This window comes from Micromonospora sp. NPDC048935 (assembly GCF_043197875.1).
Classification (GTDB): domain Bacteria; phylum Actinomycetota; class Actinomycetes; order Mycobacteriales; family Micromonosporaceae; genus Micromonospora.
Window position 1 is genome coordinate 118215 of the sequence record NZ_JBICTZ010000008.1, and the last position, 24856, is coordinate 143070.

General features: G+C 72.0%; 23 protein-coding genes. 13 read left to right on the top strand and 10 right to left on the bottom strand.

Features of this window, described 5'->3' with window-relative positions; all coding sequences use genetic code 11:
• Positions 1 to 81 precede the first annotated feature (81 nt).
• Complete coding sequence (locus ACGFIW_RS22310) at positions 82 to 411, bottom strand: hypothetical protein (RefSeq protein ID WP_393318784.1); 330 nt, start codon at positions 409 to 411, stop codon at positions 82 to 84.
• Positions 412 to 647: 236 nt separating this feature from the next.
• Here ACGFIW_RS22310 and ACGFIW_RS22315 point away from each other — a divergent pair, with 236 nt between their 5' ends.
• The gene (locus tag ACGFIW_RS22315; protein WP_393318787.1) at positions 648 to 770 is read left to right on the top strand and encodes a GntR family transcriptional regulator; all 123 of its coding nucleotides are present in this window, start codon (positions 648 to 650) and stop codon (positions 768 to 770) included.
• A gap of 191 nt (positions 771 to 961) precedes the next feature.
• Entirely contained in the window at positions 962 to 1225 is a 264-nt protein-coding gene (locus ACGFIW_RS22320; RefSeq protein ID WP_030489032.1) for a DUF6244 family protein, read from the top strand.
• A gap of 275 nt (positions 1226 to 1500) precedes the next feature.
• Here the strand turns inward: ACGFIW_RS22320 and ACGFIW_RS22325 are convergent, their stop codons facing one another.
• Together ACGFIW_RS22325 and map are read right to left on the bottom strand one after the other, a co-directional pair.
• Positions 1501 to 1968 (bottom strand): nitroreductase family deazaflavin-dependent oxidoreductase, encoded by a 468-nt coding sequence (locus ACGFIW_RS22325; protein WP_393318790.1) that lies wholly within the window; start codon positions 1966 to 1968, stop codon positions 1501 to 1503.
• 104 nt (positions 1969 to 2072) lie between these two features.
• Complete coding sequence (gene map, locus ACGFIW_RS22330; RefSeq protein WP_393318793.1) at positions 2073 to 2891, bottom strand: type I methionyl aminopeptidase; 819 nt, start codon at positions 2889 to 2891, stop codon at positions 2073 to 2075.
• Positions 2892 to 2991: 100 nt separating this feature from the next.
• Between map and ACGFIW_RS22335 the strand changes: the two genes are divergently transcribed.
• Positions 2992 to 3258 (top strand): helix-turn-helix domain-containing protein, encoded by a 267-nt coding sequence (locus ACGFIW_RS22335; RefSeq protein ID WP_393318796.1) that lies wholly within the window; start codon positions 2992 to 2994, stop codon positions 3256 to 3258.
• Positions 3259 to 3375: 117 nt separating this feature from the next.
• On the opposite strand, the gene ACGFIW_RS22340 is transcribed toward ACGFIW_RS22335, so the two are convergent.
• Both ACGFIW_RS22340 and ACGFIW_RS22345 read right to left on the bottom strand, forming a co-directional pair.
• Complete coding sequence (locus tag ACGFIW_RS22340) at positions 3376 to 4362, bottom strand: SEC-C metal-binding domain-containing protein (RefSeq protein ID WP_393318799.1); 987 nt, start codon at positions 4360 to 4362, stop codon at positions 3376 to 3378.
• A gap of 106 nt (positions 4363 to 4468) precedes the next feature.
• Positions 4469 to 5935: an MFS transporter gene (locus ACGFIW_RS22345; protein WP_393318802.1), complete on the bottom strand. Its 1467-nt coding sequence runs from the start codon at positions 5933 to 5935 to the stop codon at positions 4469 to 4471.
• Positions 5936 to 6143: 208 nt separating this feature from the next.
• Here ACGFIW_RS22345 and ACGFIW_RS22350 point away from each other — a divergent pair, with 208 nt between their 5' ends.
• Positions 6144 to 6719, top strand: a complete 576-nt coding sequence (locus ACGFIW_RS22350) for a TetR/AcrR family transcriptional regulator (RefSeq protein ID WP_393318804.1) — start codon at positions 6144 to 6146, stop codon at positions 6717 to 6719.
• 7 nt (positions 6720 to 6726) lie between these two features.
• On the opposite strand, the gene ACGFIW_RS22355 is transcribed toward ACGFIW_RS22350, so the two are convergent.
• Complete coding sequence (locus tag ACGFIW_RS22355) at positions 6727 to 8085, bottom strand: pentapeptide repeat-containing protein (protein ID WP_393318807.1); 1359 nt, start codon at positions 8083 to 8085, stop codon at positions 6727 to 6729.
• A gap of 295 nt (positions 8086 to 8380) precedes the next feature.
• On the opposite strand from ACGFIW_RS22355, the gene ACGFIW_RS22360 reads away from it, so the two are divergent.
• Positions 8381 to 10585 carry a M48 family metalloprotease gene (locus ACGFIW_RS22360; RefSeq protein WP_393318810.1) on the top strand — a complete coding sequence of 735 codons (2205 nt, stop codon included), beginning with the start codon at positions 8381 to 8383 and terminating at the stop codon, positions 10583 to 10585.
• A gap of 12 nt (positions 10586 to 10597) precedes the next feature.
• Complete coding sequence (locus ACGFIW_RS22365) at positions 10598 to 10987, top strand: hypothetical protein (protein WP_393318813.1); 390 nt, start codon at positions 10598 to 10600, stop codon at positions 10985 to 10987.
• A 25-nt stretch (positions 10988 to 11012) separates the two neighbouring features.
• On the opposite strand, the gene ACGFIW_RS22370 is transcribed toward ACGFIW_RS22365, so the two are convergent.
• The gene (locus ACGFIW_RS22370) at positions 11013 to 11885 is read right to left on the bottom strand and encodes an aldo/keto reductase (RefSeq protein ID WP_393318815.1); all 873 of its coding nucleotides are present in this window, start codon (positions 11883 to 11885) and stop codon (positions 11013 to 11015) included.
• A gap of 174 nt (positions 11886 to 12059) precedes the next feature.
• Here ACGFIW_RS22370 and ACGFIW_RS22375 point away from each other — a divergent pair, with 174 nt between their 5' ends.
• The 4 genes from ACGFIW_RS22375 (at position 12060) to ACGFIW_RS22390 (ending at position 16467) form a co-directional block, all read left to right on the top strand.
• Positions 12060 to 12422, top strand: a complete 363-nt coding sequence (locus tag ACGFIW_RS22375) for a YciI family protein (RefSeq protein ID WP_357556258.1) — start codon at positions 12060 to 12062, stop codon at positions 12420 to 12422.
• Between the two features lie 133 nt (positions 12423 to 12555).
• Entirely contained in the window at positions 12556 to 13938 is a 1383-nt protein-coding gene (locus ACGFIW_RS22380; RefSeq protein ID WP_393318818.1) for an FAD-binding oxidoreductase, read from the top strand.
• 199 nt (positions 13939 to 14137) lie between these two features.
• Positions 14138 to 15586 carry a pyruvate kinase gene (gene pyk, locus ACGFIW_RS22385; RefSeq protein ID WP_393318821.1) on the top strand — a complete coding sequence of 483 codons (1449 nt, stop codon included), beginning with the start codon at positions 14138 to 14140 and terminating at the stop codon, positions 15584 to 15586.
• On the top strand, positions 15583 to 16467 hold the full coding sequence (locus ACGFIW_RS22390; protein ID WP_357556255.1) for an acyl-CoA thioesterase II: 885 nt from the start codon (positions 15583 to 15585) through the stop codon (positions 16465 to 16467). Before pyk ends, ACGFIW_RS22390 begins: the two co-directional genes overlap by 4 nt.
• 46 nt (positions 16468 to 16513) lie before the next feature.
• On the opposite strand, the gene ACGFIW_RS22395 is transcribed toward ACGFIW_RS22390, so the two are convergent.
• The gene (locus tag ACGFIW_RS22395) at positions 16514 to 17182 is read right to left on the bottom strand and encodes a YceI family protein (RefSeq protein WP_393318824.1); all 669 of its coding nucleotides are present in this window, start codon (positions 17180 to 17182) and stop codon (positions 16514 to 16516) included.
• 255 nt (positions 17183 to 17437) lie between these two features.
• Here ACGFIW_RS22395 and ACGFIW_RS22400 point away from each other — a divergent pair, with 255 nt between their 5' ends.
• Both ACGFIW_RS22400 and ACGFIW_RS22405 read left to right on the top strand, forming a co-directional pair.
• The gene (locus tag ACGFIW_RS22400) at positions 17438 to 17902 is read left to right on the top strand and encodes an RrF2 family transcriptional regulator (protein WP_393318827.1); all 465 of its coding nucleotides are present in this window, start codon (positions 17438 to 17440) and stop codon (positions 17900 to 17902) included.
• Between the two features lie 165 nt (positions 17903 to 18067).
• A complete protein-coding gene (locus ACGFIW_RS22405) occupies positions 18068 to 19048 on the top strand; it encodes a sulfite exporter TauE/SafE family protein (protein ID WP_393318829.1) in 981 nt (326 codons plus the stop codon).
• Positions 19049 to 19650: 602 nt separating this feature from the next.
• On the opposite strand, the gene ACGFIW_RS22410 is transcribed toward ACGFIW_RS22405, so the two are convergent.
• Complete coding sequence (locus ACGFIW_RS22410; protein WP_393318832.1) at positions 19651 to 21111, bottom strand: pyridoxal-dependent decarboxylase; 1461 nt, start codon at positions 21109 to 21111, stop codon at positions 19651 to 19653.
• A 229-nt stretch (positions 21112 to 21340) separates the two neighbouring features.
• On the opposite strand from ACGFIW_RS22410, the gene ACGFIW_RS22415 reads away from it, so the two are divergent.
• Positions 21341 to 23611: a cellulose binding domain-containing protein gene (locus ACGFIW_RS22415; RefSeq protein ID WP_393318835.1), complete on the top strand. Its 2271-nt coding sequence runs from the start codon at positions 21341 to 21343 to the stop codon at positions 23609 to 23611.
• Positions 23612 to 23811: 200 nt separating this feature from the next.
• On the opposite strand, the gene ACGFIW_RS22420 is transcribed toward ACGFIW_RS22415, so the two are convergent.
• Positions 23812 to 24855, bottom strand: coding sequence for an LLM class flavin-dependent oxidoreductase (locus tag ACGFIW_RS22420; protein WP_393319417.1), 1044 nt, complete (start codon positions 24853 to 24855; stop codon positions 23812 to 23814).
• Position 24856: the final 1 nt, after the last annotated feature.

Consider the following 24856-nt stretch of genomic DNA (forward strand, 5'->3'; position numbering starts at 1 on the left):
GGTTTCAGGAAGTCGGGGTGTCCGGGCCGCTTGGACACCCCGACTTCCTGAAACCCGAGCCGATCTTGCGCCCTGTTGCGCTCACCGCCGGTCGGACTGGGCTGGAGCACCTACCTGGTGGCGATCCGTGCCCTGCGGCGAGTCGCCGGCGGCGTGTGCGGCGGCAACCAGGATTTCGTCGAGTTCGCGGTCGGTGAGACCCTCGTCTTCGAGCAGGCCGAGCAGCAGCACCGTCCGCGCGACGATTGCCGCCACGTCGTGGGGCACGGGCGGACGCTCACCGAGCGCCGCCCACACCAGCGACTCGGCCAGCACCGGGTCGACGCCGCATTCGCAGAGCCAACGCCGCACCACCCGGGGCGGGTGGGCGAAGACGACGTCGTCGGCGTCCTCGACGTCCTGATCGGACACGAGACGATGGCGTTGCTCGGCTGGGGCTGGGGGGTCGGTGGGGGATTCGTCGGGTCGATCGGGCGTCGGAGGGCTCCCGTCGGGTTGTCTCCTAGGCTGCACACGGCTTCTGCATGGGGCGGCGTGCGGGCACGCCCCCGGAACACCCGGCCGAATGGGGGGACCGACCGACCGGGCGCTTCCTGCGTGGTGGGAACGACCAACTCCGGGTTTGCAGACCTGGGAGCCCCTCCACGGTGCAGCTCAAGGCTCAGCACGGCGTTTCGACGACCGTGGTTCGGCAAGCCATCCTCGTCCTGCAGACTCAGGGCTGGGTGCAAGGCGTTCACGGGCTCGGGGTGTTCGTCGCCGAACGCTGAACCCGTGGACGCAATGCGATCTTGGAAGGAAAGTGCCCCTTGAGGGGCCGAATTCTTCCAAGATCTACCGCTGCGGGGTTGCTGACGCGCGATCGGGCGGTCGCGCTGGGTGCACGGATCTCGTACGCTCCCAGGTGGTCTCCGCCGGTGCGGTGGTGGAGGTCGATGGTCGATCACGGGGAGGTGTGCGCGTGAGCGCAGCACAGATCATCGCGCGGTTGGCGGCGGCGTCGCAGAAGCTGGACGAGGCGAAGGCCAAGACCGCAGCGGCAGCACAGGACGCAGCCGAGGCACGGGCACTCGTCGCCGGTGCGCTGGAAGGCGTGGCTGCTGGTCCACTGGTTGGCATGATCGACTCGTACCGTCAGGCGCTCGCGCAGGCGTCCCAGGGTGGCGACCCCGCCAAGCAGCACGTGCAGGAGACGATCGCCAAGGTCCGGGCGCTGGGAAACTGACCACGGGTGGTGGCAGCGCAACCCGCCAACCATCCGTGCGACCTGCGGTTCCTCCGTCGGAGCTGGCGGTCGATCGGCCAGCGCGCCCTTCACCTGAGGCTCTTCAACCGCGGGAGAAAAGCTGCCGCTGCTCCTGTCGTCGCGTGCCGACCAGCCCCGGCCGGGGACGGCGGTGACCTTCCGGTCAATTCGCTTCCCCAGCCAGCGCGACCGACGGGATCAGGCGGTGCTGCGGGCGTGCCGCCGCATCGGGGCAACGCCTCCGCTGAGGAAGATCAGCCGACCGGGGACTCCGCCTGGGGTGCGCGTTCGACGACGATGAGTGGGATCTCCCGGTCGGTGCCCTGCTGGTAGCGGGCGTACGTCGGGAAGACCTTCGTCATGACGGGCCACAGCCGGACCCGCTCCTCGGCCGTCGCCGTGCGGGCCCGGGCGGCGAACCGTTCCGCGCCGACCTGGACCTCGACGGCCGGGTCGGCGCTGAGGTTCAGATACCAGGCCGGGTGGGTGCTGGCGCCCCCGTTGGAGGCCACCAGGAGGTGGTTGTCGCCGTCTCGGCCGTACATCAGCGCGGTGCGGCGCAGTTTGCCAGTGCGGCGTCCGCGGGTGGTGAGCAGCAGCGACGGTACGCCATGGAAGGTCTCGCCGTCGGCGCCGTCGGTCTGCACGTAGCGCCGGACGTGCTCGGCGACCCAGCCGACCGGGCTGTCCTCGATCGTCTCGTGCTGCTCGTGCGTGGTCACGGCGCGTCTCCTCGGTGGGGGCCGGCCCGGCCCCACTCGCCTATGTGTCGGGCGCTGATCGACACATTGTGCCGGATGGCCTGTCGTCTCGCCGACCGCGCGGGTCAGGACGTGGTGGCGGACTGTCCACTGCGGTCGGCCGGCCGGGTGTCCTGCCCGGGGCGGGTGGTCAGCACCTGGGGCCCGGCCTCGGTGATCGCGACGGTGTGCTCGGAGTGGGCCGTGCGGGAGCCGTCCGCGGAACGGATCGTCCACCCGTCCTCGTCAAACTTGATCTTGTCGGTGCTGCGGCAGAACCACGGCTCGATCGCGATCGTCAGACCGGGCTTGAGCGTCATCCCCCGGCCGGGGCGGCCCTTGTTGGCGACGTGTGGGGCCTCGTGCATGGTGCGGCCGATGCCGTGCCCACCGAACTCGTTGTTGACCTGGTAGCCGTAGCGGTGGGCGACCTCGCCGATGGCGGCGGAGACGTCGCCGAGCTGGCGGCCCGGCTGCGCGGCGTCGATCGCGGCGGTCAACGCGACCTCGGTGGCCTCGATCAGCTTCAGGTCCTCCGGGGCGGGGGTGCCGACGATGACGGAGAGCGCCGAGTCGGCGACCCAGCCGTCGATCCCGACCGCCATGTCGATGCTCAGCAGGTCGCCGTCGCGCAGGACGTAGTCGTGCGGCAGGCCGTGCAGCACGGCGTCGTTTACCGAGAGGCACAGGACGTTGCGGAACGGGCCGCGGCCGAACGACGGCGCGTAGTCCCAGTAGCAGGACTCGGCGCCCCGCTCCTTGATCCGACGGCGGGCGTGGTGCTCCAGGTCCATCAGGTTGACCCCGACGGCGGCGACCTCGCGCAGATCTGCCAGCAACTCACCGACGAACTGGCCGGTCACGGCCATCCGTTGGATCTCCTCGGGGGACTTAAGCTCGATCACGACCAACCCTCCCTGTCCGTAGCGGTATATTTATACCACGCCTCGGCGCGCCCGCCCGGATGGCGTTGCTGCTCCGCCGAGGCAGATCTATCCTGCTCACATGGTCCGCCCACCGCTCACGCCCGCGCAGATCGCCGCGGGTCAACGTCTCGGTGCGGCACTTCGGGTCGCGCGAGGTGGCCGCCCCCTCGTCGAGGTGGCCCTGGCCGCCGGCATCTCGCCGGAGACCCTCCGCAAGATCGAGGTGGGTCGGCTCCCGGCACCCGCGTTCGGCACGGTGGTCTGCCTCAGTGAGGTCCTCGGCATCGCGCTCAGCGACCTCGCCGAGGTGTGGCTGGCCGACCTGCGCGTCCGCGAAGCCTCCTGAGGGCCGGCCGCGCGAGCGCGACACCGCCCCGCCCAACCGCGCGAGCGCGACATCGCACCGCCCAACCGCGCGAGCACGACACCCACGCGGCAAACCGCGCCAGCCGCGAGTACGCCGTCAGCCGCGCGAGCGTGGCAGGCAACACTTCTTGTACTTCGTACCCGATCCGCACCAGCAGGCGTCGTTGCGGCCGGGCGGCCAGGCCCGCAGGTCGGGCCCGGTGAGGGAGTCGGCGTACTCGTCCTGGGTTTCCTCGTCGGTGGGGTCGCTGCCCTCACGTTCGGCGAAGGCCGCCAGCCCGGCGACGGAGCCGACGACCACGCCCAGGTCGGCGCCGCCCAGCCCGGACGCCTCGACGAGGGCGCGTTCGATCTGGGCGCGGTGTTCGTCCCAGGTGGCGGGGTAGCTGTCGACCAGCGCGGGCCAGCGCAGCAGCGCCGCGTTGTACTCGGCCTGCGGCCAGAACAGCAGCGTCGCCGGGCCGTCGTCGAGGGCGTCGAGCGCGTGGTCGCTCGCGGCGCGCAGCCGGTCGGCGAGGTTGTCGTACTCGTCGTGGGGTAGGCCCATCTCCTCGCGCAGGTTGTGCCGCCGCTGGGTCAGGCCGTAGATCATGGCCGCGGCCCGGTCCTGGGCGTCCTCGGAGTCGTGCTGCTCGGTTCGGGTGCGTTCCAGGATCGCGTCCAGCGCGGTGGTGAGCCATTCCAGCGCCAGGTCGGTGTGGCCGGATTCGGCCAGCTCGTCGACCACGTACGTGGCGGTGGGGTTGGTTTCCAGCAGTGGGCGCAGAGCGGTCAGCTCGGCGAGGCCCTCGTCGGAGCGGCCGAGGCGCAGCAGCAGACCGGCGCGCACCGACCGGGCGTACACGTCCTCGTCGGGTTGCTCGGCGATGGCCCGGGTGGCCAGCGCGAGCGCATCGGCCAGGTCACCCGCCTGCTCCAGGATGTCCGCGGCGACGAGCAGCGCGTACCCGGTGTCGTCGGGGTCGGCGACCCGCCCCTCGTCGACGGCGCTCACCAACTCGGCGACGAGCGCGGCCGGGTCCGGGCTCTGGAGGCCCCGTGCGCCGATCTCTTCGATACGGTCGGCGGTCAGCAACTCGGACATGGGCGCATCCTGAAAAGACGACGGGCGTGGGGTGGGGAAGCGGCCAGCGTACTCCCGGACATGGCGAAGCCCGGGCGGCGAACCGCCCGGGCTGCGACACGTTCCCTCAGCGGGTCGCCGGCATGGTGGCGAACTCGCCGGCTAGCTCCGACTCGACGATCGTCGCGGTGGACGGCCGGCGACCGGCCGCCTTCCGCCGGGCGGACGGGACGGCGAGGGCCGCGAGCGCGGCGGCCAGCGCGATGGCCGTGAGAACGAGAAACCCGGTGGTGAAGCCGGCCTCCCGCGGCAGCCCGTTGGCCTGCGGGTGGGCGGTGATCACGCCGCTGACCACGGCGGCGCCGATCGCGCCTCCGATGGTGCGGATGTTGGCGTTCATACCGGTCGCCACGCCGGTCTGGCTCGCCGGCACGCTGGCGACGATCAGGTTGGCCATCGACGCGAAGGCCAGGCCGATGCCGAGGCCGACCAGGCCGCCGGCGATGCCGACCTCCCAGCGGGTGTCGTGCGCGGCGGCGAGCATCGCGGAGGCGGCCACGTTGAACGCGGCGCCGGTGGCGAGCTGCGCCTTGGCGCTGAAGACGGCCTGGAGTCGGCCGGCGACGAGACCGGCGACGAACATCGCGACGAGCATCGGCAGCATGAGCAGACCGGCCTGGCTGATGCTCGCCCCGAAGCCGTAACCGGCGGCGGTCGGGGTCTGCACGAACTGCGGGAGGAACGCGTACACGGAGAACATCGACGCGCCGTAGAGCAGGGCGACCAGGTTGGTGGTCCAGACGCCGGGCAGGCGCATCATCCGCATGTCGATGAGGGGGTTGCTGGAGCGCAGTTCGGCGACAAGCCAGCCGACCAGCAGCACCACGGCGAGCGCCAGCAGACCGAGCACCCGGGTGGAGGTCCAGCCCCAGGCCGCGCCCTGGCTGATCGGCAGCAGCAGCGCCACCAGCCAGCCGGAGAGCAGCAGGGTGGCGCGCCAGTCGATGCGCCCGGGGGTACGGACCGGCGACTCGGGCACGAACAGGTGGGCGGCCACGGCGGTCAGCCCGACCACGACCATCGGGATCCAGAACAGCCAGCGGTAGTCCAGCGTGGTGACGATCGGGCCGGCCAGCACGATGCCCAGGCCACCGCCGACGGCGACGATCGCCGAGATGGCGGCCACGGCGGTGGAGACCCGCGCGGCCGGGAACTCGTCGCGGATGATGCCGAAGGACAGCGGGAAGACCGCCCCGCCGATGCCCTGTACGACCCGGGCGAGGATGAGGACGCCGATGTTGGGCGCGATGGCGGCCAGCAGGCAGCCGAGCGCGAGCGCGGCGAGCGAGACGACGAGCATCCGTTCCTTGCCGACCATGTCGCCGACCCGCCCGAGGATCGGCGTGAAGATCGACGCGGAGAGCAGGTAGGCGGTCAGGACCCAGGTCACGGTGTTCTGTGAGGTGTGCAGATCCTGCTGGATGGTCGGTAGCACGGGGGTGATCAGCGACTGGAGCATCGCGAAGAACCCGGCACCGGCCGCGAGCACGGTGAAGGTGAGCCGGCGCGAGCTGCGCCGGGAGGTTACTGCCACGAGAGAGGACTCCCCTGATTACGTACTGAGCCCGTCGTCTGCGACGGGCAGGGCTGTCGGGTCCGGGCGATCGGGTGGCCAGGCGGCGATCGGGCGGATACCGAGGTAAGCTAACCGGAGGCAGGCCTCCGGGGATTCCGGAGGGGTGCCTCCACTAAGCTAGCGGAGGGGTTCCTCCGGATGCAACCAGGGTGAGGTGACGCACGTCATGACCAGCGCGGGGCAGGCGCCCGAGGTCTTCGCCCAGCGGCCCAAGCGGGCCGACGCGCGGCGTAACTACGACGCCCTGATCGTGGCGGCGCGCGAGGCGTTCGCCGAGAACGGCGCCGCCGCATCCCTGGAGGACGTGGCCCGGCGGGCCGGGGTGGGCATCGGCACGCTCTACCGCAACTTCCCCAGCCGGCGGCACCTCTTCGAGGCCGTCTACGTCGAGGAGGTCCGGGCGCTGAGCCGCTCCGCCGAGGACCTGGCCGAGCTGCCCCCGTGGGACGCTCTCGTCGCCTGGCTGCACCGGTTCGTCGCGTACGTCGCCACCAAGCGGGCGCTCGCCGAGCAACTGCTGCACGACTCGGAGATCTTCACCAGCTGCCGGACGGAGATCTACGCCGCCGGAGAGCCGCTGATGCGCCGCGCCCAGGGTGCCGGCGCGGTCCGTGCCGACGTCAGCTTCGACGACGTGATACGCCTGATCAGCGGTCTCACCATGGCCCAGTTCCCGTCACCGGAGCAACGCGACCGGGTGCTCGGCGTGGCCCTGGACGGCCTGCGCGCTCCCACCCGCTGACCCGGCGTCAGCGGTCGACGAGCAGCAGCCACTCGTCGTCGAGCCGTTCCACCACCGTGCCCGCCGGCCAGCGGTGCCCCGGATCGACGACCGCGCGGGCCTGGTCGACGTACGTTGGCCCGCTGAACTCCGCTTCGCGGAAGCTGGCCATGCCGTGGAACCGGGCCCGGCCGAAGTTCGCGGCGTCGGTGAAGCGGGCCCGGTCGAACAACGCCTCCGCGCCGAACATCGCCCAGCGGAACGCCGTCATGTGCCGGAAACGGGCGGCGTGGAAGTTGGCCGGGGCACCGAACTCGGTGTGCTCCATCGACAGGGAGGCGTCGAAAACGGCCTCCCGGAACGAGGCGGCGTCCTCGAAGCGGGTCGCGTCGAAGCTGGTCGGCTGACCGAAGCTCGCCCGGCGAAACGAGGTCAGTCCGGCGAAGGCGGACCGCCGACAGGACAGGCCGCCGGTGAACGCGGCCCCGTCGAAGTTGGCCAGACCGCCGACGCGAACCTCGTCGAGCAGGACCTCGCCGTCGGCCGCGAGACCCTCGAAGCTCACGTCGCCGAAGGTGGCCGCCCCGAGCCGGAGTCGCCCCCGGGTCGTCGCGCCCGCGAAGGTGGTGGTGCCGGTGAACGCCGCCGCCGTGAAGGTCGCCTCGACGAGCGTGCAACCCGCGGCGTCGAAGTCGACAAGCGTGGCACCGGTCAGGTCGAGCGTCAGCTCCGGCCAGTGGGTCGCGTCGTCCGCGCGTAGGTGCCGGGTGAGCACGCGCTGCGCGGTGCGCCGGACCTCCGCCTCGCGCGGCTCGCCGTCCGGCGCCGGCATCCGCAGGTACGCGCAGAGCACCGCTGCGATCGTCGGGCGCTGGGCCGGATTGTCCTGACCGAGGCGCTCCAGCGCGTGCAGGCCGCCGAGGCGTACCGCCGCGCTGTCGTTGCCGAGCAACTCGACGGCCCGGGTGTACAACTCGGTCAGCCGGCGCTCCGCCGCGTCGTGCTCGGCGGCTGCGGACTGCCGGTCCTGGTGGCGCTGTGCGGCCTCGGCCACCGCCTCGGCGTGCGCCTGCACCCGGTCGCGGTGTGCCTGGTCCCGGGCGGCGACGCTCTCCTGGTGTCGCTGGGCGCGCTCGGTGATCCACTGTCGGCGGGCGGCCAGCAGCAGGGCCAGCCCTCCGCCGGTGCCGGCGACCACGGTCAGGCCGGTGCGGATCGCGTCGATGCGCAGCGTGGCGCGGGTGTCCGGCTGGCCGGCCCGGTCGGCCTCGGCCAGCAGCAGGCCCAGCACCAGCCAGCCCAGAGCGGCGGCGACGAGCAGGCCGACGAGCACCAGCCACCACGGCATCACCCGTAGCTGGCGCTCGGGAGGTTCGTCGGCGGCCACGGCCACAGCATGCCATTCGCGGTCACCGCCCGGGGGTGCGCGCAGGGCGCGGGTCTGCTGTACGGCGACGCCGAACCGCCGGCCTCGTACGCCGTCGTGTGCGGTGCCCCGGTGGACGGCCCGACCCGACCGCCTCGCGCGGTGCGTGCGCGGGTGGTCCCGGATGGACGCGCGACGGGTAAATGTCGGGTGGACGACGTTACTGGGAAAGGGGGTGTTCGCCGTCGGATGCGCTCGATAGCCTGCTCCGGCTGTCCATTCCCGACAGACGCGACGTCCCAGAGGAGCAGCGCGCATGACCGAGCCGCACACCGTGCCGCCGGAGAGCACCCCGCCGACCGTGCCGCAGCTCGACGTCCGGGCGGCCGAGCCACCGACCGCCGCGGCCCCACCATCCACCGGCGGGTTCGCCGACCGGCCACCCGGCTATCCGAACGCGCTGGTCTGGCTGCGCGCCGGCATCGTGCGGGACTGGCGGGGCGTGCTCGGCGCGTTCGTCGCCACCTGGTTCTACCTGCCCGTCGCGCTGCTGCTGGCGTTCTGGGGCGGTCTCGTCTTCGCCGTCACCGGCCTCTTCGCCGGCGGGTTGGGCGCCGACGACCAGGTGCCCCAGGTGCTGCGCGACGCCCCGCTGATCGGCTCCCTGCTGGAGGCGTTCCTGACCCGCTCCGGCGGGGTGCTCGGCGGGGTGGCCGGCTTCGCCGCCGGCTTCCTGATCGGCTTCCTCGCCGTGCTGGTGGCACCCTGGCTGGGCGCCGAGAACGGGGTGGTCACTGTGATCACCGGTCTGGTCGGCACGGTGGCCGCGGCGGCGCTGATCGGGGTGCTCTACACCCTCTACCGGGTGCTGCTGGAACCCCGCCTGCTGGTGGTCTCCGGTGCCCGCCAGCCCAGCCGGCGGGAGTCCGCGCGGCTGCGCCCCGTGCTGGACGAGTGCGCCCGGCGGCTCGGCCTGGCCAGCGTGCCCCGGCTGCTGATGGAGGACGACCCGGTCCTGAGCAACGCCCGCACGTACGCCCGGCACGTGGTGGTCACCACCGCCGTGCTGACCGAGCCGGACGACGAGGTCGCCGCGCTGCTCAGTCACGAGCTGGTGCACTGGCGCACCGGAGACGAGATCACCAGCGCCTTCGTGCGCGGTGTGGGCCTGCCGCTGACCCTCGCGCACGCGCTGCCGACCTGGCTGATGCGGACGTTCCCGCACCCGGGCACCAACTTCGTGGTCTTCCTGTTCTTCTGGCCGGTGCTGCTCACCATGCGCTACGTGGTGCTGCCGCTGCACGCCCGCGACGTCCGGGCGGCCGAGTACCGGGCCGACCTCGGCGCCGTGCTCACCGGGCACGTCGACGGCATGCGCCGCATCCTGGAGCGGCGGCTGTCCTTCGAGACCGGCCGCAGCGGCTGGGACGAGGCGGTCTGCGCCACCCACCCGCCGCACGAGCTGCGACTCGACGCGCTGGAGCGGGCGTCGGTGGCCGGTGTGCCCGCCGCAGCGGACGAGCCCGTCACCGCCGAGCGGTTGTTCGGCCATTCCGGCCCGGTCGGCACCCGCCGCACCTGGCTGCTGGTCGGTGCCCTCGTGCTGGCGGCCTGCTTCGGCACCGGCGGGCTCGGCGTGGTGCAGTGGGCGTTCTTCCGACCGCAGGCGACTGTCGACGGATACTTCTCCGCGCTGGCCGACCGCGACAGCGACGCCGCGCTCGACCTCCTGAGCGACCAGAGCGGTGTCACCGACCGCAGGTTGCTCGCCCAGCTGCTGCGCGGCAAGGGCTACCGACCACCGACCGACGTCGAGATCACCGAAGTGGAGCGGGACGGCGACAGCGCCACCGCCACGGTGGCGTACCGGTTGGCCGGTGAGCGGCGTACCACTCGTCTCGCCCTGAGCCGCGACGACGAGGCCACCGGCGGGCTCTTCCACGGCTGGCGGTTGAACGGCGGGCTGACCACGCTCGACACCCCGGTCGCCGGCCCCGGCGTGCAGCTCAACGAGGTGGCGCTGCCGGGCGCCGCCGAGGGTCCCGCACTGGTGCTGCTGCCCGGTGAGTACACGGCGACCGGCCCGTCCAGCGTGCTCAGTGAGACGCCGAGCGAGATCGTGGCGGTCGACCCGGGGCAGAGCGCCGCCACCCTGCAACTGGCCCCGGTGCTCAAGCCGGCGGCCGGCGAGGCCGTCGAGGCCCGCGTACGCGCCTGGTTGGACGAGTGCGCCAAGCAGACGGTCGCCGCGCCGCCGGGCTGCCCGTTCCGCTACTACGGCGGCTCCGCGCAGAAGGTCACCTGGAAGATCCTGGAATACCCGAAGATCACCGTCGAACTGACCGGCCCGGCGAGCGCACAGGTCGCCACGCCGTCCGAGACCCGGGGCAGGGTGCAGGTCAGCGGCACCACCACGTACTTCGGCACCACCTCGCCGTTCACCGACGAGGACACGTTGACCGTGACGGGCGTCGCCACCGCCGACGGGGACACCATCGACTTCCGCCCCGCCGCCAACTGACCGGGAGCAACCGTGACCGACAGTGACACCGCCGCGCGACAGCCCGTCCGGCTGACCATCAGTCCGCGGCACCGGCAGCCGCCACCGGTCGCCCTGCTCGACTGGATCCACCGCAACCCGCAGTACCGGCCGGTGGTCCGCCAGGCCGGCGGCGGGGGACGGGCGGGCTTCAGCGACGCGGTGATCGTCGCGGTGCTGGCCCAGGGGCTGCTCCCCGGGCTGTTCAACCTGTTGCAGTCCTGGGTCGACCAGCAGCGCACCGAGGCCAGCATCCGGATCCAGGCCGGGGACACCGAAGTGGAGTTGCAGGTGAGTGGCCGCACCGATTCGGCTCGCCTGCTGGCCCAGGCGACCGAGGCGCTGCGGGCCGCCCGGGAGCCCGGCCCGGACGCCGCCGACTGAGACCGGCGGCGTCCGCACCGGCGGGTCAGCTCGCCTTGGCCAGCGACTCGAACTCGTCGTCGGTCAGCCGCACGTCGGCCGCGCCCACGTTCTCCTCCAGGTGCGCCACCGACGACGTACCGGGGATCGGCAGCATCACCGGCGAGCGGCGCAGCAACCAGGCCAGCGCGAGCTGCGCGGGCGACGCGCCGTGCGCGGTGGAGATCGCGTCCAGCGGCCCGCCCGGGCGGGCCAGCTCGCCGGTGGCGATCGGGAACCACGGGATGAACGCGAGGTCGTTGCTCTCGCAGTACTCCAGCACGTCCTCGGCGCTGCGGTTGGCGAGGTTGTACAGGTTCTGTACGGAGGCGATCGTGGTGATCGCCCGCGACTCCTCGATCTGCGCGACGCTCACCTCGGACAGCCCGATGTGCCGGATCTTGCCCTCCTGCCGCAACAGCGCCAGCTCACCCAACTGGTCGGCGAGCGGCACCTTCGAGTCGATCCGGTGCAACTGGTAGAGCGGAATCGTGTCCAGGCCGAGGTGGCGCAGGCTCAGCTCACACTGCTGACGCAGGTACTCCGGGCGGCCCAGCGCGCGCCAGTCGCCCGGCCCGGAGCGGCTCAGCCCGGCCTTGGTCGCGATGACCAGGTCGTCGGCGTACGGGTGCAGGGCCTCGCGGATCAGCAGCTCCGAGACGAACGGCCCGTACGAGTCGGCGGTGTCGATGAACGTCACGCCCAACTCCACGGCCCGGCGCAGCACCCGGACCGCCTCCGCCGGGTCCTTCGGATCACCCCAGACACCGGGGCCGGTGATCTGCATCGCCCCGTAACCGAGCCGGTTGACGGTGACGTCCCCGCCGATCCGGTACGTGCCGGACGCCTTCGCGGGCTGCTCACTGATGTTTGTCGCCATGGGGTAGATCATCCCCCGGAAGTCGACGGGCATGCCGCCCGCCGGTCGACTGTGTGCCTGGACACGCGGTGGGCGGATCGAGACGGATTGCCGGGAAGCACCCGGTACGACCGGGGTGCCCGTGCGACGCTGGCGGGGCCGGTGCCGTCCGGCGCGACGGCGGAGGGAGCACCCATGGGAGTGCCGCAGGTCAACTTCGCGCTCGACACGTACGAGTGCATCGTGATCTATCCCGGCGCGGCCGGTCGGGCGCTGCCCGCCGAGACCGTGCAGCGGTTGCAGTCGGAGCACGCCGAGCACATGCAGGCGTTGCAGCGTGGCGGGATCATCCTGGTCGCCGGCTCGATCGACGGGCCGGCCCGCGAGCCGGAACCGCCGATCGGCTTCGGGCTGGCCCGCACCGGCAGCGTCGACGACGTCCGCAGCGTGCTGGAGGCCGACCCCGCGGTGCAGGCCGGGCTCTACCGGGTGGACGTGCTCACCTTCCTCTGCCCGGCCGGGTCCCTGGAGTTTCCACTGGTCAAGACCGAGAGCTGAGCTGTCGGTCAGTCGAGGCGTTGTCGTGATGGCGACGGCGCCCGGCGGCGTGCCGGTGCTACGGTCGCGCCCAGTGCGGGCCGCCGCCGGGGCGCACCCGGAAGCGTGGGGTCGGCCCGGTCGAGGAGTCGCCATGATCTCCGCTGCCACCCCTGATGTCGCGACGGCCACCGCCCGGCTGCGAGCCCTGCTCGGCGACCGGCTGCACGAGCCGGGCGATCCCGGTTTCGGCACCACCACGAGGCTCTGGAACGGCGCCGTGGACCGCACGCCCATCCTGGTCGCCACATGCCGGGACGCCGACGAGGTGGCCGGCGCGGTACGCATCGCCGCACGGTGCCACCTGCCCCTGTCGGTCCGTTCCGGTGGGCACGACTGGGCCGGCCGGGCACTGCGCGACGGCGGTCTGGTGCTCGACCTGACCGCCCTGCGCGCCGTCCGCGTCGACCCGGACGCGTGCACGGTGACCGTCGGCGGTGGTGCCACGACGGCCGAACTGCTCGCCGCCACCCGCCCGTACGACCTGGTGGTGCCCACCGGGGTGGTCCGTGACGTGGGCGTGGCCGGGCTCACCCTCGCCGGCGGGTACGGCCCGCTGTGCGGCCGGTTCGGTCTGACCCTGGACAACCTGCTCGGTGCGGAGGTGGTCCTCGCCGACGGCCGCCGGGTCACCGCCGATCCCCACCACGACGCCGAGCTGTACTGGGCGCTGCGCGGCGGCGGGGGCAATCTCGGCGTGGTCACCGAGCTGCGCCTGCGCGCGCACCGGCTGCCCGCCGTGCTGGCCGGCATGATCATGTTCGCGTTGGCCGAGGCGCCCGCCGTGCTGCGCGGCTACGGCACGCTCATCGCCGAGGCCCCCGACGAGCTGACCGTGATGACCGGCTTCCTGCCCGGCCCGGCGGGTGAGCCGATGGTCTTCGTCTGCCCGTTCTACAGCGGGCCGGACCTGGACGCCGGGCTGCCGTGGATGGCCCGGCTGCGCGCGCTGGGCACCCCGCTCGTCGACCAGGTCGCCCCGATGCCGTACGAGGACGCGCTGCGGATGTTCGACGGCGGGATGGTCGACGGCAACCACTACCTGCTGCGAACCCGCTGGCTGCCCGCGCTCACCGACGGCGTGGCGGACGCGCTCGTCGACGCCGCCCACCAGGTCGGCTCGCCGTACTCGGCGCTGGCCGTGCACCACTTCCACGGTGCGGCCACCCGGGTCCGGCTCGCCGACACGGCCTTCGGCCTGCGCCGCGACCACCTGCTGACCGAGATCATCGCGGTCTGGGCGCCGGGCGAGCCGGCCGGACCGCACCGGGAGTGGGCGGAGCGCACCTCGACGGCGCTCGCCGGGCTCGCCCTGCCCGGCGGTTACCCCAACCTGCTCGCCCCGGAGGAGACCGACCGGGTCCGGCTCGCCTACGGCGCGAACTGGGCGCGACTGCGCCGGGCCAAGCGCCGTTACGACCCCCGTGACCTGCTGACCGCGGTGCCCACCCTGCCCCCGTCGGTGCACCCACGGTGAGCGTTCCTCGGGAGCACCCCGACACCGCACACCGACGGAGGCGTACGATTCCCGGCGCGCGGTCGCCGTTGCCCGTCGCCACAACGTTCCCGGTGCGGTTCCGCCCGCCGGCCCGACGCGCACCGCGCGTCGTTCGACACCTGTTCCGCTGCCTGCAATGGGTCGGCCCCGAGTCCGACCTGAAGGAGAGACTAGCCTGATGGGCGTGACACGCCGTGTGAAGATCGTCTGCACCCTTGGTCCCGCCACCTCGTCCCCGGAGCGCATCCGGGGTCTCGTCGAGGCCGGCATGAACGTGGCGAGGCTCAACTTCAGCCACGGCAGCCACGCCGACCACGAGTCGGTCTATCGACTCGTCCGGGAGGCGTCCGAGGCGGCGGGTAAGCCGGTGGCGGTCCTCGCCGACCTGCAGGGCCCCAAGATCCGGCTCGGCCGGTTCGCCGACGGCCCCCACGAGTGGCGCACCGGTGACTCGGTCGTGATCACCAGCGACGACATTCTGGGCACCAAGGAGCGGGTCTCCTGCACCTACGACAAGCTGCCGCACGAGGTGAAGCCCGGTGACCGCCTGCTGATCGACGACGGTCGCGTCGCGGTCGAGGTCACCGACGTCACCGGCAACGACATCCGCTGCCTGGTCACCGAGGGCGGCCCGGTCTCCAACAACAAGGGCGTCTCGCTGCCCAACGTGGCGGTCAGCGTGCCCGCCATGTCCGAGAAGGACGCCGAGGACCTGCGCTTCTCGCTGGGTCTCGGCGTCGACCTGGTCGCGCTGTCCTTCGTCCGCTCGGCCGAGGACATCAAGCTCGTCCACAACATCATGGCCGAGGAGGGCGTGTTCCGCCCCGTGCTGGCCAAGGTCGAAAAGCCGGAGGCGGTGGAGCACCTCGAGGCCATCGTGCTGGCCTTCGACGGTGTCATGGTCGCCCGCGGTGACCTCGGTGTCGAGATGCCACTGGACCAGGTCCCCCTGGTCCAGAAGCGCGCCGTGCAGCTCTGCCGGGAAAACGCCAAGCCGGTCATCGTGGCCACCCAGATGCTCGACTCCATGATCGAAAACTCCCGGCCCACCCGGGCGGAGGCATCCGACGTCGCCAACGCGGTGCTCGACGGCGCGGACGCGGTGATGCTCTCCGGCGAGACAAGCGTCGGCAAGTACCCGGTGCTGACCGTCAGCACCATGGCCAAGATCGTGACGACCACCGAGGCCGGCTCGATCGGGGTGCCGCGGTTGCAGCACGACCCGCGTACCCACGGTGGCGCGCTCACCGTCGCCGCCTCGTCGATCGCCCGAGCCATCAACGCCAAGGCCCTGGTCGCCTTCTCGCAGACCGGTGACACCGTGCGACGGCTGTCCCGCCTGCACTGCGACCTCCCGCTGCTGGCCTTCACGCCGGTCCCCGAGGTGCGCGACCAACTCGCCCTCACCTGGGGCGTGGAGACCTTCCTGATGCCGTTCGTGCAGCACACCGACGACATGTTCCGCCAGGTCGACCAGGCGCTGCTCGGCCTCGACCGGGCCAACCCCGGCGACTACGTGGTGATCGTGGCGGGCAGCCCGCCCGGCACCCCCGGCTCGACCAACACGCTGCGCGTACACCAGCTCGGATCGCTTGTCGACGCGGCGTCGGCGCGGGCGCTGCAGTGAGCGACGGTCGGGTCGCGGTCGGCCAGGCGGCTGTCGACCAGCTGCTGGAAGTGCTGGACCTCGACCCGACCGGGGAGATGGCCTTCCGGGGGATGAGCCCCCCGGTCGGCCCACAACGGGTGTACGGCGGCCAGGTCGCCGGTCAGGCGCTTGTCGCCGCCGGCCGCACTGTCGACCCGGAGCGGTTCGTGCACTCGCTGCACGGTTACTTCGTCCGCCCCGGCGACCCGGTCGAGCCGATCGCCTTCCAGGTGGAGAACATCCGCGACGGCCGCTCCTTCTCGGTCCGCCGCGCGGTCGCGCTCCAGCACGACAAGCCGATCTTCTTCATGTCGGCGTCGTTCCAACGGGCCGAGGAGGGGCTGGACCACCAGGCCCCGGCTCCGCTGGACGTGCCGCCGCCGCAGGACGTCCCGACGATGAGCGACCGGCTCTCCCGGTACCCGGAGCGGCTCGGCATGTGGGGTCAGATCCCGCGGCCGATCGACGTACGCTACGTCGGCGAGCCCGGCTGGGTCCGTCCCGGCGACCGGCCGGCCGACCCGCACCAGCGCGTCTGGATGCGCATCGACGGCAAACTGCCCGACGATCCGCTGCTGCACGCCTGCGCGCTCACCTACGCCTCGGACCTCACCCTGCTGGACTCGGTGCTCTCCGTCCACGGCGAGGTGTGGGGGCCGGGCGGGCTGGTCGGCGCGAGCCTGGACCACGCGCTGTGGTTCCACCGGCCGTTCCGCGCCGACGAGTGGTTCCTCTACGACTGCCTGAGCCCGTCGGCATCCGGCGCGCGTGGCCTCGCCACCGGCCGGATGTTCACCACGGACGGCCAGCAGATCGCCAGCGCCGTCCAGGAGGGCCTCCTGCGCCGCGTCGGCGCCTGACGCTCCCGACCACGTCCCCGCCAGGACCTGGCGGGGAGGGCCTCGGTCAGGCCTGGTGGATCGCCTCGCCCGCGATCTCGATCTGCACCGTCTTGCCGACCAGGACCCCGCCGCTCTCCAGCAGGACATTCCAGAGTAGGCCGTAATCCTCGCGGTTGATCTCGGCCGTCGCGCTGAACCCGAAGATGTTCTGCCCGTACGGATCACGACGGGCACCACCGAAATTCACCTCCAGGTCGACCGCCCGGGTGATTCCTTTCACGGTCAACTCACCGGTCAGCACGAATCGCCCCGGTGTGGCGTCGGACTGCGGCGGAACAATGGGACTCCGACCACGTCCACCGAGCCGGTGGCTGCGCAGCCGCGCCCATTGGAAGATGGGGTCCTCGGTGCCCTGCCACCTGATGCCGGTGCTTCGATATTCGAGCGTGGGATAGCGCTCCACGTCGAGGAAGTCGGCACTCTTCAGATGCGTGTCCCGGTCGCTGCTGCCGGTGGTGATGCTGGCCGACGCGATGGTCGCCGTCACCGAGGAGAGCAGCGGGTCCTCCGCCACGAAGATCTGCGCGGTGGCCTCGGCGAACTCGCCGCGCACCGGGCTCACCATCATGTGCCGGGACAGGAAACCGATCCGCTTGTGCGCCTGATCGAGAAGATAGGTGCCAGCGACCGGGATGGTCATGCCATCCCAGGTGCGTGTGGCGATATCGGTCATCGTGTTGCCTTCCCCCGATGTTTGTCAATCTGCTGACCGGCACCGCCACAACGGTCTGGCGGTCGTGCCCCCGCCCAGCATAAGGACGCTTCATGCCGGCATTTCGGCCCCCACCTCACGGTGGATCATGGCGTACTTTGACTGGTCCTCGACGACAGCCGGAACGGGCGCGAATGACGCGAATTCCATCGATGCTTAGCCGATCAGCCGAGGGTCGCCCGCCCGGCCGGTTGACCGGGGGCTAACCTTGCCGGCATGCGCCTCTCCGCCCGGGTCGACTACGCCCTCCGCGCGGCCGCCGAGCTTGCCGCGACGGCCAGTGGTCCTGGGCGCGGCCGGCCCGTCACGGCCGAGCAGATCGCCCGTGCCCAGGAAATCCCGCCGAAGTTCCTGGAGAGCATCCTGCTGCAACTGCGCCGGGGCGGCATCGTGCACGCCCAGCGCGGCCCGGAGGGCGGCTACTGGCTGGCCCGCCCCGCCGAGGAGATCTCGCTCGCCGAGGTGATCCGGGTGATCGACGGGCCGCTGGCCCACGTCCGCGGGCAACGCCCCGAGCAGCTCGGCTACCACGGCCCGGCCCGCGCGCTCCAGGAGGTCTGGATCGCGCTGCGGGCAAGCGAACGGGAGATCCTGGAACTGGTAAGCGTCGCCGACGTGGCCGCGGGCACCCTGCCCGCGCGAATCACCGAGCTGGTGGCCGACCCGCGCGCCTGGATCTGAGCACCGGCCCGATCCCGGGCCCCGTGCTGCCTGGGTCGGCCGTGCTGCCTGGGTTGGCGTCGCACGGTGGGCGTCCCATCCACCGATCAGAGGCTTGACCCGGGCCGCCCCGTGCCGCATTGTCGACTAAGTCGATAGGAGATACCGAAAAGTCAGGGGGCGCTCGTGCGCAAGCTGCTGGTACTCGCTCTGGTCGGGCTCGTCGCGCAGCTGATCGACGGCTCGCTCGGCATGGCGTACGGGCTGACCTCATCCACTCTGCTGCTGGTCGCCGGGGTCGCCCCGGCCGCCGCCTCGGCCTCGGTGCACCTGGCCGAGATCGGCACCACCCTCGCCGCCGGGGTCGCGCACTGGCGCTTCGGCAACGTCGACTGGCGGGTGGTGACCCGCATCGCCCTGCCCGGCGCCATCGGTGCCTTCGCCGGTGCCACTCTGCTCAGCTCGATCTCCACCGAGGCGGCCGCGCCGTGGATGGCCGGCATCCTCTTCACCCTCGGCGCGTACCTGCTGGTCCGCTTCGCCCGACCGCTGCGCACCGATCGGGTCGGCGGGCGGCTACGCGGGCGTTTCCTCGGCCCCCTGGGCCTGGTCGCCGGCTTCGTCGACGCCACCGGCGGTGGCGGATGGGGTCCGGTGGCCACGCCGGCGCTGCTGGTCTCCGGCCGCATGGAACCCCGCAAGGTGATCGGCTCGGTGGACACCGCCGAGTTCGTCGTGGCCGCCGCGGCGAGTGTCGGCTTCCTGATCGGGTTGGGCTCCGAGGGGTTCCTGCTCCCCACCGTCGCCGCGCTGCTGATCGGCGGGCTCATCGCCGCCCCGTTGGCCGCCTGGCTGGTGCGCATCGTGCCCGCCCAACTGCTCGGTGCGGCGGTCGGCGGCGTGATCGTGCTGAGCAACGCCCGCACGCTGATCCGCTCCGCCGAACTGGACGGCCCGGTCCGCCCGGTCCTGTACGCCCTGTTGGCCGCCGGCTGGCTGGCCGCCCTGGTGCTGGCCGTCCGAGCGCTGCGCCGCACCCGCCGGGCCCGCGCCGAAGCCGCGAGCGCTCCCTCCGTCGCGACCGTCCCCGCCGCGCTGCCCGAAGTTGCTGCCACCGGTGCGGTAGCGGCCGACCTGGCCGCCACAGGTACGCCCACGCCACGCTGAACCCCGTCCGCCTCCGGGCTTTGCCCCACGGTCGGGCTTGCCCCACGGTCGGGCTTGCGCCACGGTCGGGCTTGCGCCACGGTCGGGCTTGCGCCACGGTCGGGCTTGCGCCACGGTCGGGCTTGCGCCACGGTCGGGCTTGCCCCACGGTCGGGCTTTGCCCCGACGGCGAGGCACCACAACTCCATGATCGACGGCGGCTGCCGTCCGGGGGGTAGGGTGCGCGGTCCAGAGCGCGATAGGACCGGGTTGGCGTCGCGACTGCCAGGGTTGGGTCACCAAGATCGTGCACTATCCAGGATGTAGTGGCCTCCCCCGGCGCTTCGTGGCCACTACATCCTGGTTCGAGCGTGGCCCGGCGCCGTATGCGCCCCACACCCCGCCCCGGTCTTCCGGCGGTGGTGTTCGTTGCCAAGATCCGCGCAAGATCGGGGATAGTGCTGTCTCCCGCGTGTCTGAGGCAGCACTTTCGGGGATGTTGTGGCGCGGGGCGCGGGGCGCGGGGCACGGGGCACGGGGCACGGGGCACGGGGCACGGGGCACGGGGCGCGGGGCGCAGGAGTGAAGGGCGCGCGTGACGACGGGCGATGGTGCTGCGGCGGTCAGGGAGAACGCAGGTTGTCGGCCGTCTCGGCGAGCAGTGTCCAGGCCTCGTCGATATGGGCCTCGGTGGTCTGGGGCGAGCCGACCGCCAGCCGTAGCGTGTAGCGGCCGGCGACGCGGGTGTGCGTCAGGTGCACCCGTCCGGTGGCGTTGACCGCGGCCAGCAGTGCCGCGTTGGTGTCGTCGTCGGCGCGCAGTCGGAAGCAGACGAGTGAGAAGGGGTGCGCCGCCGTCACCTCGAACCGGTCGTCGGCGCGGACCCGCTCGGCGAACCGGTCGCCCAGTGCCACCCCGGAGCGGATGTGCGCCCGCAACCCCTCGGCGCCGTACCAGCGCACCACGAACCACAGTTTCAGGGCGCGGAACCGCCGGCCCAGCGGCACCTGCCAGTCCCGGTAGTCGATCACCGCGCCGGACTCGGAGGCCGCGTTGCGCAGGAACTCCGGCAGTACGGTCAGCGCGTCGATCAGTTCGGTGCGGTCGGCCACCCAGAACGCGTCGCAGTCGAACCCGGTGAGCAGCCACTTGTGCGGGTCGAAGCAGTACGAGTCGGCGTACTCCAGGCCGGCGTGCGACCACCGCAGTTCGGGGCAGACGGCGGCGGCGCCCGCGTACGCGGCGTCCACGTGCAGCCAGATCCCGTACTCGGCGCAGATGGCACCGATCTCCGGCAGTGGGTCGATCGCGGTGGTGGAGGTGGTGCCGATGGTTGCCACCACGATGGCGGGTACGTCCCCGGCGGCCAGGTCGGCCTCGATCGCCGCGCGGAGTGCGCCCGGCAGCAGTGCCTGGCTGTCCGGGTCGACGTCGATCGGCCGGATGCCGTCGGTGCCCAGCCCGGCGATCCGGGCGGCCTTCTCGATGGAGGAGTGCCCGTGCACGGAGGTGTACGCGCGGTAGCGCCTGTCGATGCCGGTGTCGCGCCAGCGGCCTCCGCTGGCCCGGTGCAGCGCGGCCAGGGTGGCCACCAGGGTCGCCGAGGACGCCGAGTCCTGGATGACGCCACCGCCGGTGCTGGTGGAGCGAAATCGGTGCGGCAGGTCCATCAGTTGGGCCAGCCAGTCCATGAGCACCGTCTCCAACTCGGTGCAGGCGGGGCTGGTGGCCCAGAGCATGCCCTGGACGCCGAGCCCGGAGCTGACCAGGTCACCGAGCACGCTCGGGCCGGACGCGTTGGCGGGGAAGTAGCCGAAGAAGCCCGGGTGCTGCCAGTGGGTCAGCCCCGGCAGGACGATCGACTCCAGGTCGGCGAGGACCGCCTCGACCGGTTCGCCGCCGGCGGTGGGCGGGGCGGCGGGGAGGGCGGCGGCCACCGTGCCCGGCGGGTCGGCGGAGGTGACAGGTCGTTGCGCCAGCGTCGTCCAGTAGTCGGCGATCCAGTCGACGACCGCGTGGCCGGCGCGACGGAACTCGGCGGGGTCCATGTGCGGGGTGCTCATCCACACGAGTTGATCAGCCATCGAGGGTGGAGGCAAGACGGGCCGTAGTGGTATCCAGCAACGGTCGTCGATGTTGCGTGGCGGAAAGCGCTTGCCCTACGATGCGCGGTGAGTCGGATCCGCGAGTTCCAGGGCGTTCACCCCCGATCAGATCGCCGTCCGCCGCCGTTGTGGCGCGACGGGTCCACCGCGCGTCCCGGGCAGGGCAGGTGGGCCGCCGCGATCTTCCGCGGATCCTCGGAGGCAGTCCATGCACCCGTCCAGACATCGGCTGATCCTGCTCGCCGGCACGACGGCGGCCGCCGTCGTGGCCGGCACCCTCGGCACGGTGGTCGCCTCGGCCGCCGCCGTCGGCTGCCGGGTCGACTATCAAGTAACCAACCAGTGGCAGGGCGGCTTCGGCGCCAACGTCACTGTCACCAACCTCGGCGACCCGGTCAGCGGGTGGGCCCTCACCTGGTCGTACGCGGCCGGGCAGCAGGTCACCCAGGCGTGGAACGCCGCCGTCACCCAGTCCGGTGCCCAGGTCACCGCCCGCAACGTCGACCACAACGCCGGCATCGCCACCAACGGCACCGCTGGCTTCGGCTTCAACGGTTCGTGGACCGGCAGCAATCCGGTGCCGACCAGCTTCGCGCTCAACGGCACCACCTGCACCGGCACCCCGGCCACCGAGGGACCGACGACACCGCCACCCACCACGGCACCCCCGACCACCCCGCCACCCACCACCCCGCCCCCGACCACGCCACCGCCCACCACACCTCCGGCCGGGGCGAAACAGATGGAGAACCTGGACCGGGGGTTGATCAGCGTCCGTTCCGGCAGCGGCAACCTGGTCTCCTGGCGACTGCTCGGCACCGAGACCTCCGGGGTGGCGTTCAACCTCTACCGGGGGTCGACCAGGGTCAACGCCAGCCCGATCACCGGCGCCACCACCTACCTCGACGGCGGCGCGGCGGCCGGCTCGGCGTACACCGTGCGGGCCGTGGTCGGCGGCGCCGAGCAGGCGGCGTCGGCACCGGCCCTACAGTTCGGCAACGGCTACCTGGACGTGCCGTTGCAGGTCCCGGCCGGCGGCACCACCCCCAGCGGGGAGAACTACACCTACAGTGCCAACGACGCCTCGGTCGGGGACCTCAACGGCGACGGCAGCTACGAGATCGTGCTCAAGTGGGACCCGTCGAACGCCAAGGACAACTCGCAGTCCGGCTACACCGGCAACGTCTACGTCGACGCGTACACCCTGACCGGCACCAGGCTGTGGCGGATCGACCTGGGCCGCAACATCCGGGCCGGCGCCCACTACACCCAGTTCCAGGTGTACGACTACGACGGTGACGGCCGCGCCGAGGTGGCCATGAAGACCGCCGATGGCACCCGCTCCGGCACCGGCCAGCTCATCGGCTCGTCGTCGGCGGACCACCGCAACTCCAGCGGCTACGTGCTGGCCGGCCCGGAGTACCTGACCATGTTCAACGGCCAGACCGGCGCGATCGCATCCACCGTCAGCTATGACCCGCCGCGTGGCACGGTGTCGTCCTGGGGCGACTCGTACGGCAACCGGGTGGACCGGTTCCTCGCCGGCACCGCGTACCTGGACGGGCAGCGCCCCTCGCTGATCATGGCCCGGGGCTACTACACCCGCGCGGTCGTCGCCGCCTGGGACTTCCGCAACGGCACGCTGACCAGGCGCTGGACGTTCGACTCGAACTCCTCCGGCAACGGCGCCGCCGCCGGCCAGGGCAACCACCAACTCTCCGTCGCCGACGTCGACGCCGACGGCCGTCAGGAGATCGTCTACGGCGCCGCCACCATCGACGACAACGGCCGGCTGCTCTACTCCACGGGCAACGGGCACGGCGACGCCATGCACGTCGGTGACCTCGACCCGGGCCGCGCCGGCCTGGAGGTCTTCAAGGTCGACGAGGACGCGAGCAAGCCCAGTTCCTGGTTCGCCGACGCGCGTACCGGTCAGATCCTCTGGTCCACACCGGCCTCCGGTGACAACGGCCGTGGCGTCTCCGCGGACATCTGGGCCGGCAGCCCCGGCGCGGAGTCGTGGTCGTCGGCCGTCGGCGGGTTGGCCAACACCAGGGGGCAGAACGTGGGACGCAAGCCGTCGTCGACGAACTTCCTCGCCTGGTGGGACGGCGACCCGGTACGCGAACTGCTGGACGGCACGAAGATCGACAAGTACGGCACCGGCGGCGAGACCCGACTGCTCGATGGCAGCGGGGTGGCGTCCAACAACGGCACCAAGTCCACCCCGGCGCTCTCCGGCGACATCCTCGGTGACTGGCGGGAGGAGGTGATCTGGCGGACCACCGACAGCCGGGCGTTGCGCATCTACAGCACGCCCACGCCGACCAGCACCCGGATCCACACCCTGATGCACGACCCGCAGTATCGGGTGGCGGTCGCCTGGCAGAACACCGCCTACAACCAGCCGCCACACCCGGGGTTCTTCATCGGCGACCAGATGGCCAGCCCACCCACCCCGAACATCTACCTACGTTGATCTGACCCCTGGCGGTCCCGAACGGGGTCGCCTAGGGTGGCAGGCACCGGGCCGCAGCCGCGGAATCCGCTCAGCTCCGGCCCGGTGCGCCACACCGCGGCATTCCCGACCCGTCCCGACCGGGGATGCCGTACCACCACCGGCACCAACATTAGGCAGCGTCGGGGTCGTGGGGGTGACGCTGACGTGAAGATCGTGTTTCATGCCTCCCGGCGCAGACCACCCGCCACCTGCTCGGCAATCAATTCGTAGGACCGCACCCGGTCGGCGACGTCGTAGACGAGCGTGGTCAGCATCAGCTCGTCCGCGCCGGTGCGCTCCACCAACTCGGTGAGCTGCCGGCGCACCGTCTCCGGCGAGCCCATCGCCTGACCGTCGCGGCGTTGCAGGACGAACTCCCGCTCGATCTCGGAGTACGGGTACGCCGCCGCCTCGTCGGGCGTCGACAGCGGCTCCGGCCGACCGGAGCGCAGCTTCAGGAACGACAGCGCGCTCGGCCCCGCCAGCCACTCGGCCCGCTCGTCGGTCTCCGCGCACACCGCGTTGACCGCCACCATCGCGTACGGCTTGTCCAACCACTGCGATGGCCGGAAGTTCTGCCGGTACAGGGCCAGCGCCGGCAGCGTGTTCGCCGAGCTGAAGTGGTGCGCGAAGGAGAACGGCAGGCCCAGCAGCCCGGCGAGTTGGGCACTGAAACCACTGGAACCCAGCAGCCACACGGCCGGCTGCTCACCGCGACCCGGCGTGGCGATGATCTGCCCCGGCTTCTCGCCGCTGAAATAGTTCATCAGGTCGGCCAACTCGCGCGGGAAACCCTCCGCCGACAGGCCCTCCATGGTGCGCCGCAACGCCAGCGCCGTCACCTGGTCGGTGCCCGGCGCCCGGCCGATGCCCAGGTCGATCCGACCGGGGTGCAGCGCCTCCAGGGTGCCGAACTGCTCGGCCACCACCAGCGGCGCGTGGTTGGGCAGCATCACCCCGCCCGATCCGAGGCGGATCGTCGACGTGTTCGCCGCCAGGTGCGCCAGCAGCACCGCGGGGGCGGAGCTGGCGATCGCCGGCATGTTGTGGTGCTCGGCCACCCAGAACCGGTGGTAGCCCAGCTCCTCCGTGCGGCGGGCCAGCTCGGTGGTCGCCTCCAGGGCCGCGCCGGCGGTGGTGCCCTTGGCGACCGGGGCAAGATCAAGAACAGACAACGGTACGGTGATCACACGCAGTGCCAACTCCCCGGCCCGCCCGTTCATT

Bases quoted from the DNA above. Each gene is read 5' to 3' on its own strand.
- ACGFIW_RS22335 (WP_393318796.1), top strand. From the start codon at position 2,992: ATGGTCCGCCCACCGCTCACGCCCGCGCAGATCGCCGCGGGTCAACGT.
- ACGFIW_RS22340 (WP_393318799.1), bottom strand. From the start codon at position 4,362: ATGTCCGAGTTGCTGACCGCCGACCGTATCGAAGAGATCGGCGCACGG.
- ACGFIW_RS22350 (WP_393318804.1), top strand. From the start codon at position 6,144: ATGACCAGCGCGGGGCAGGCGCCCGAGGTCTTCGCCCAGCGGCCCAAG.
- ACGFIW_RS22360 (WP_393318810.1), top strand. From the start codon at position 8,381: ATGACCGAGCCGCACACCGTGCCGCCGGAGAGCACCCCGCCGACCGTG.
- ACGFIW_RS22370 (WP_393318815.1), bottom strand. From the start codon at position 11,885: ATGGCGACAAACATCAGTGAGCAGCCCGCGAAGGCGTCCGGCACGTAC.
- ACGFIW_RS22375 (WP_357556258.1), top strand. From the start codon at position 12,060: ATGGGAGTGCCGCAGGTCAACTTCGCGCTCGACACGTACGAGTGCATC.
- ACGFIW_RS22380 (WP_393318818.1), top strand. From the start codon at position 12,556: ATGATCTCCGCTGCCACCCCTGATGTCGCGACGGCCACCGCCCGGCTG.
- pyk (WP_393318821.1), top strand. From the start codon at position 14,138: ATGGGCGTGACACGCCGTGTGAAGATCGTCTGCACCCTTGGTCCCGCC.
- ACGFIW_RS22395 (WP_393318824.1), bottom strand. From the start codon at position 17,182: ATGACCGATATCGCCACACGCACCTGGGATGGCATGACCATCCCGGTC.
- ACGFIW_RS22400 (WP_393318827.1), top strand. From the start codon at position 17,438: ATGCGCCTCTCCGCCCGGGTCGACTACGCCCTCCGCGCGGCCGCCGAG.
- ACGFIW_RS22410 (WP_393318832.1), bottom strand. From the start codon at position 21,111: ATGGCTGATCAACTCGTGTGGATGAGCACCCCGCACATGGACCCCGCC.
- ACGFIW_RS22415 (WP_393318835.1), top strand. From the start codon at position 21,341: ATGCACCCGTCCAGACATCGGCTGATCCTGCTCGCCGGCACGACGGCG.
- ACGFIW_RS22420 (WP_393319417.1), bottom strand. From the start codon at position 24,855: ATGAACGGGCGGGCCGGGGAGTTGGCACTGCGTGTGATCACCGTACCG.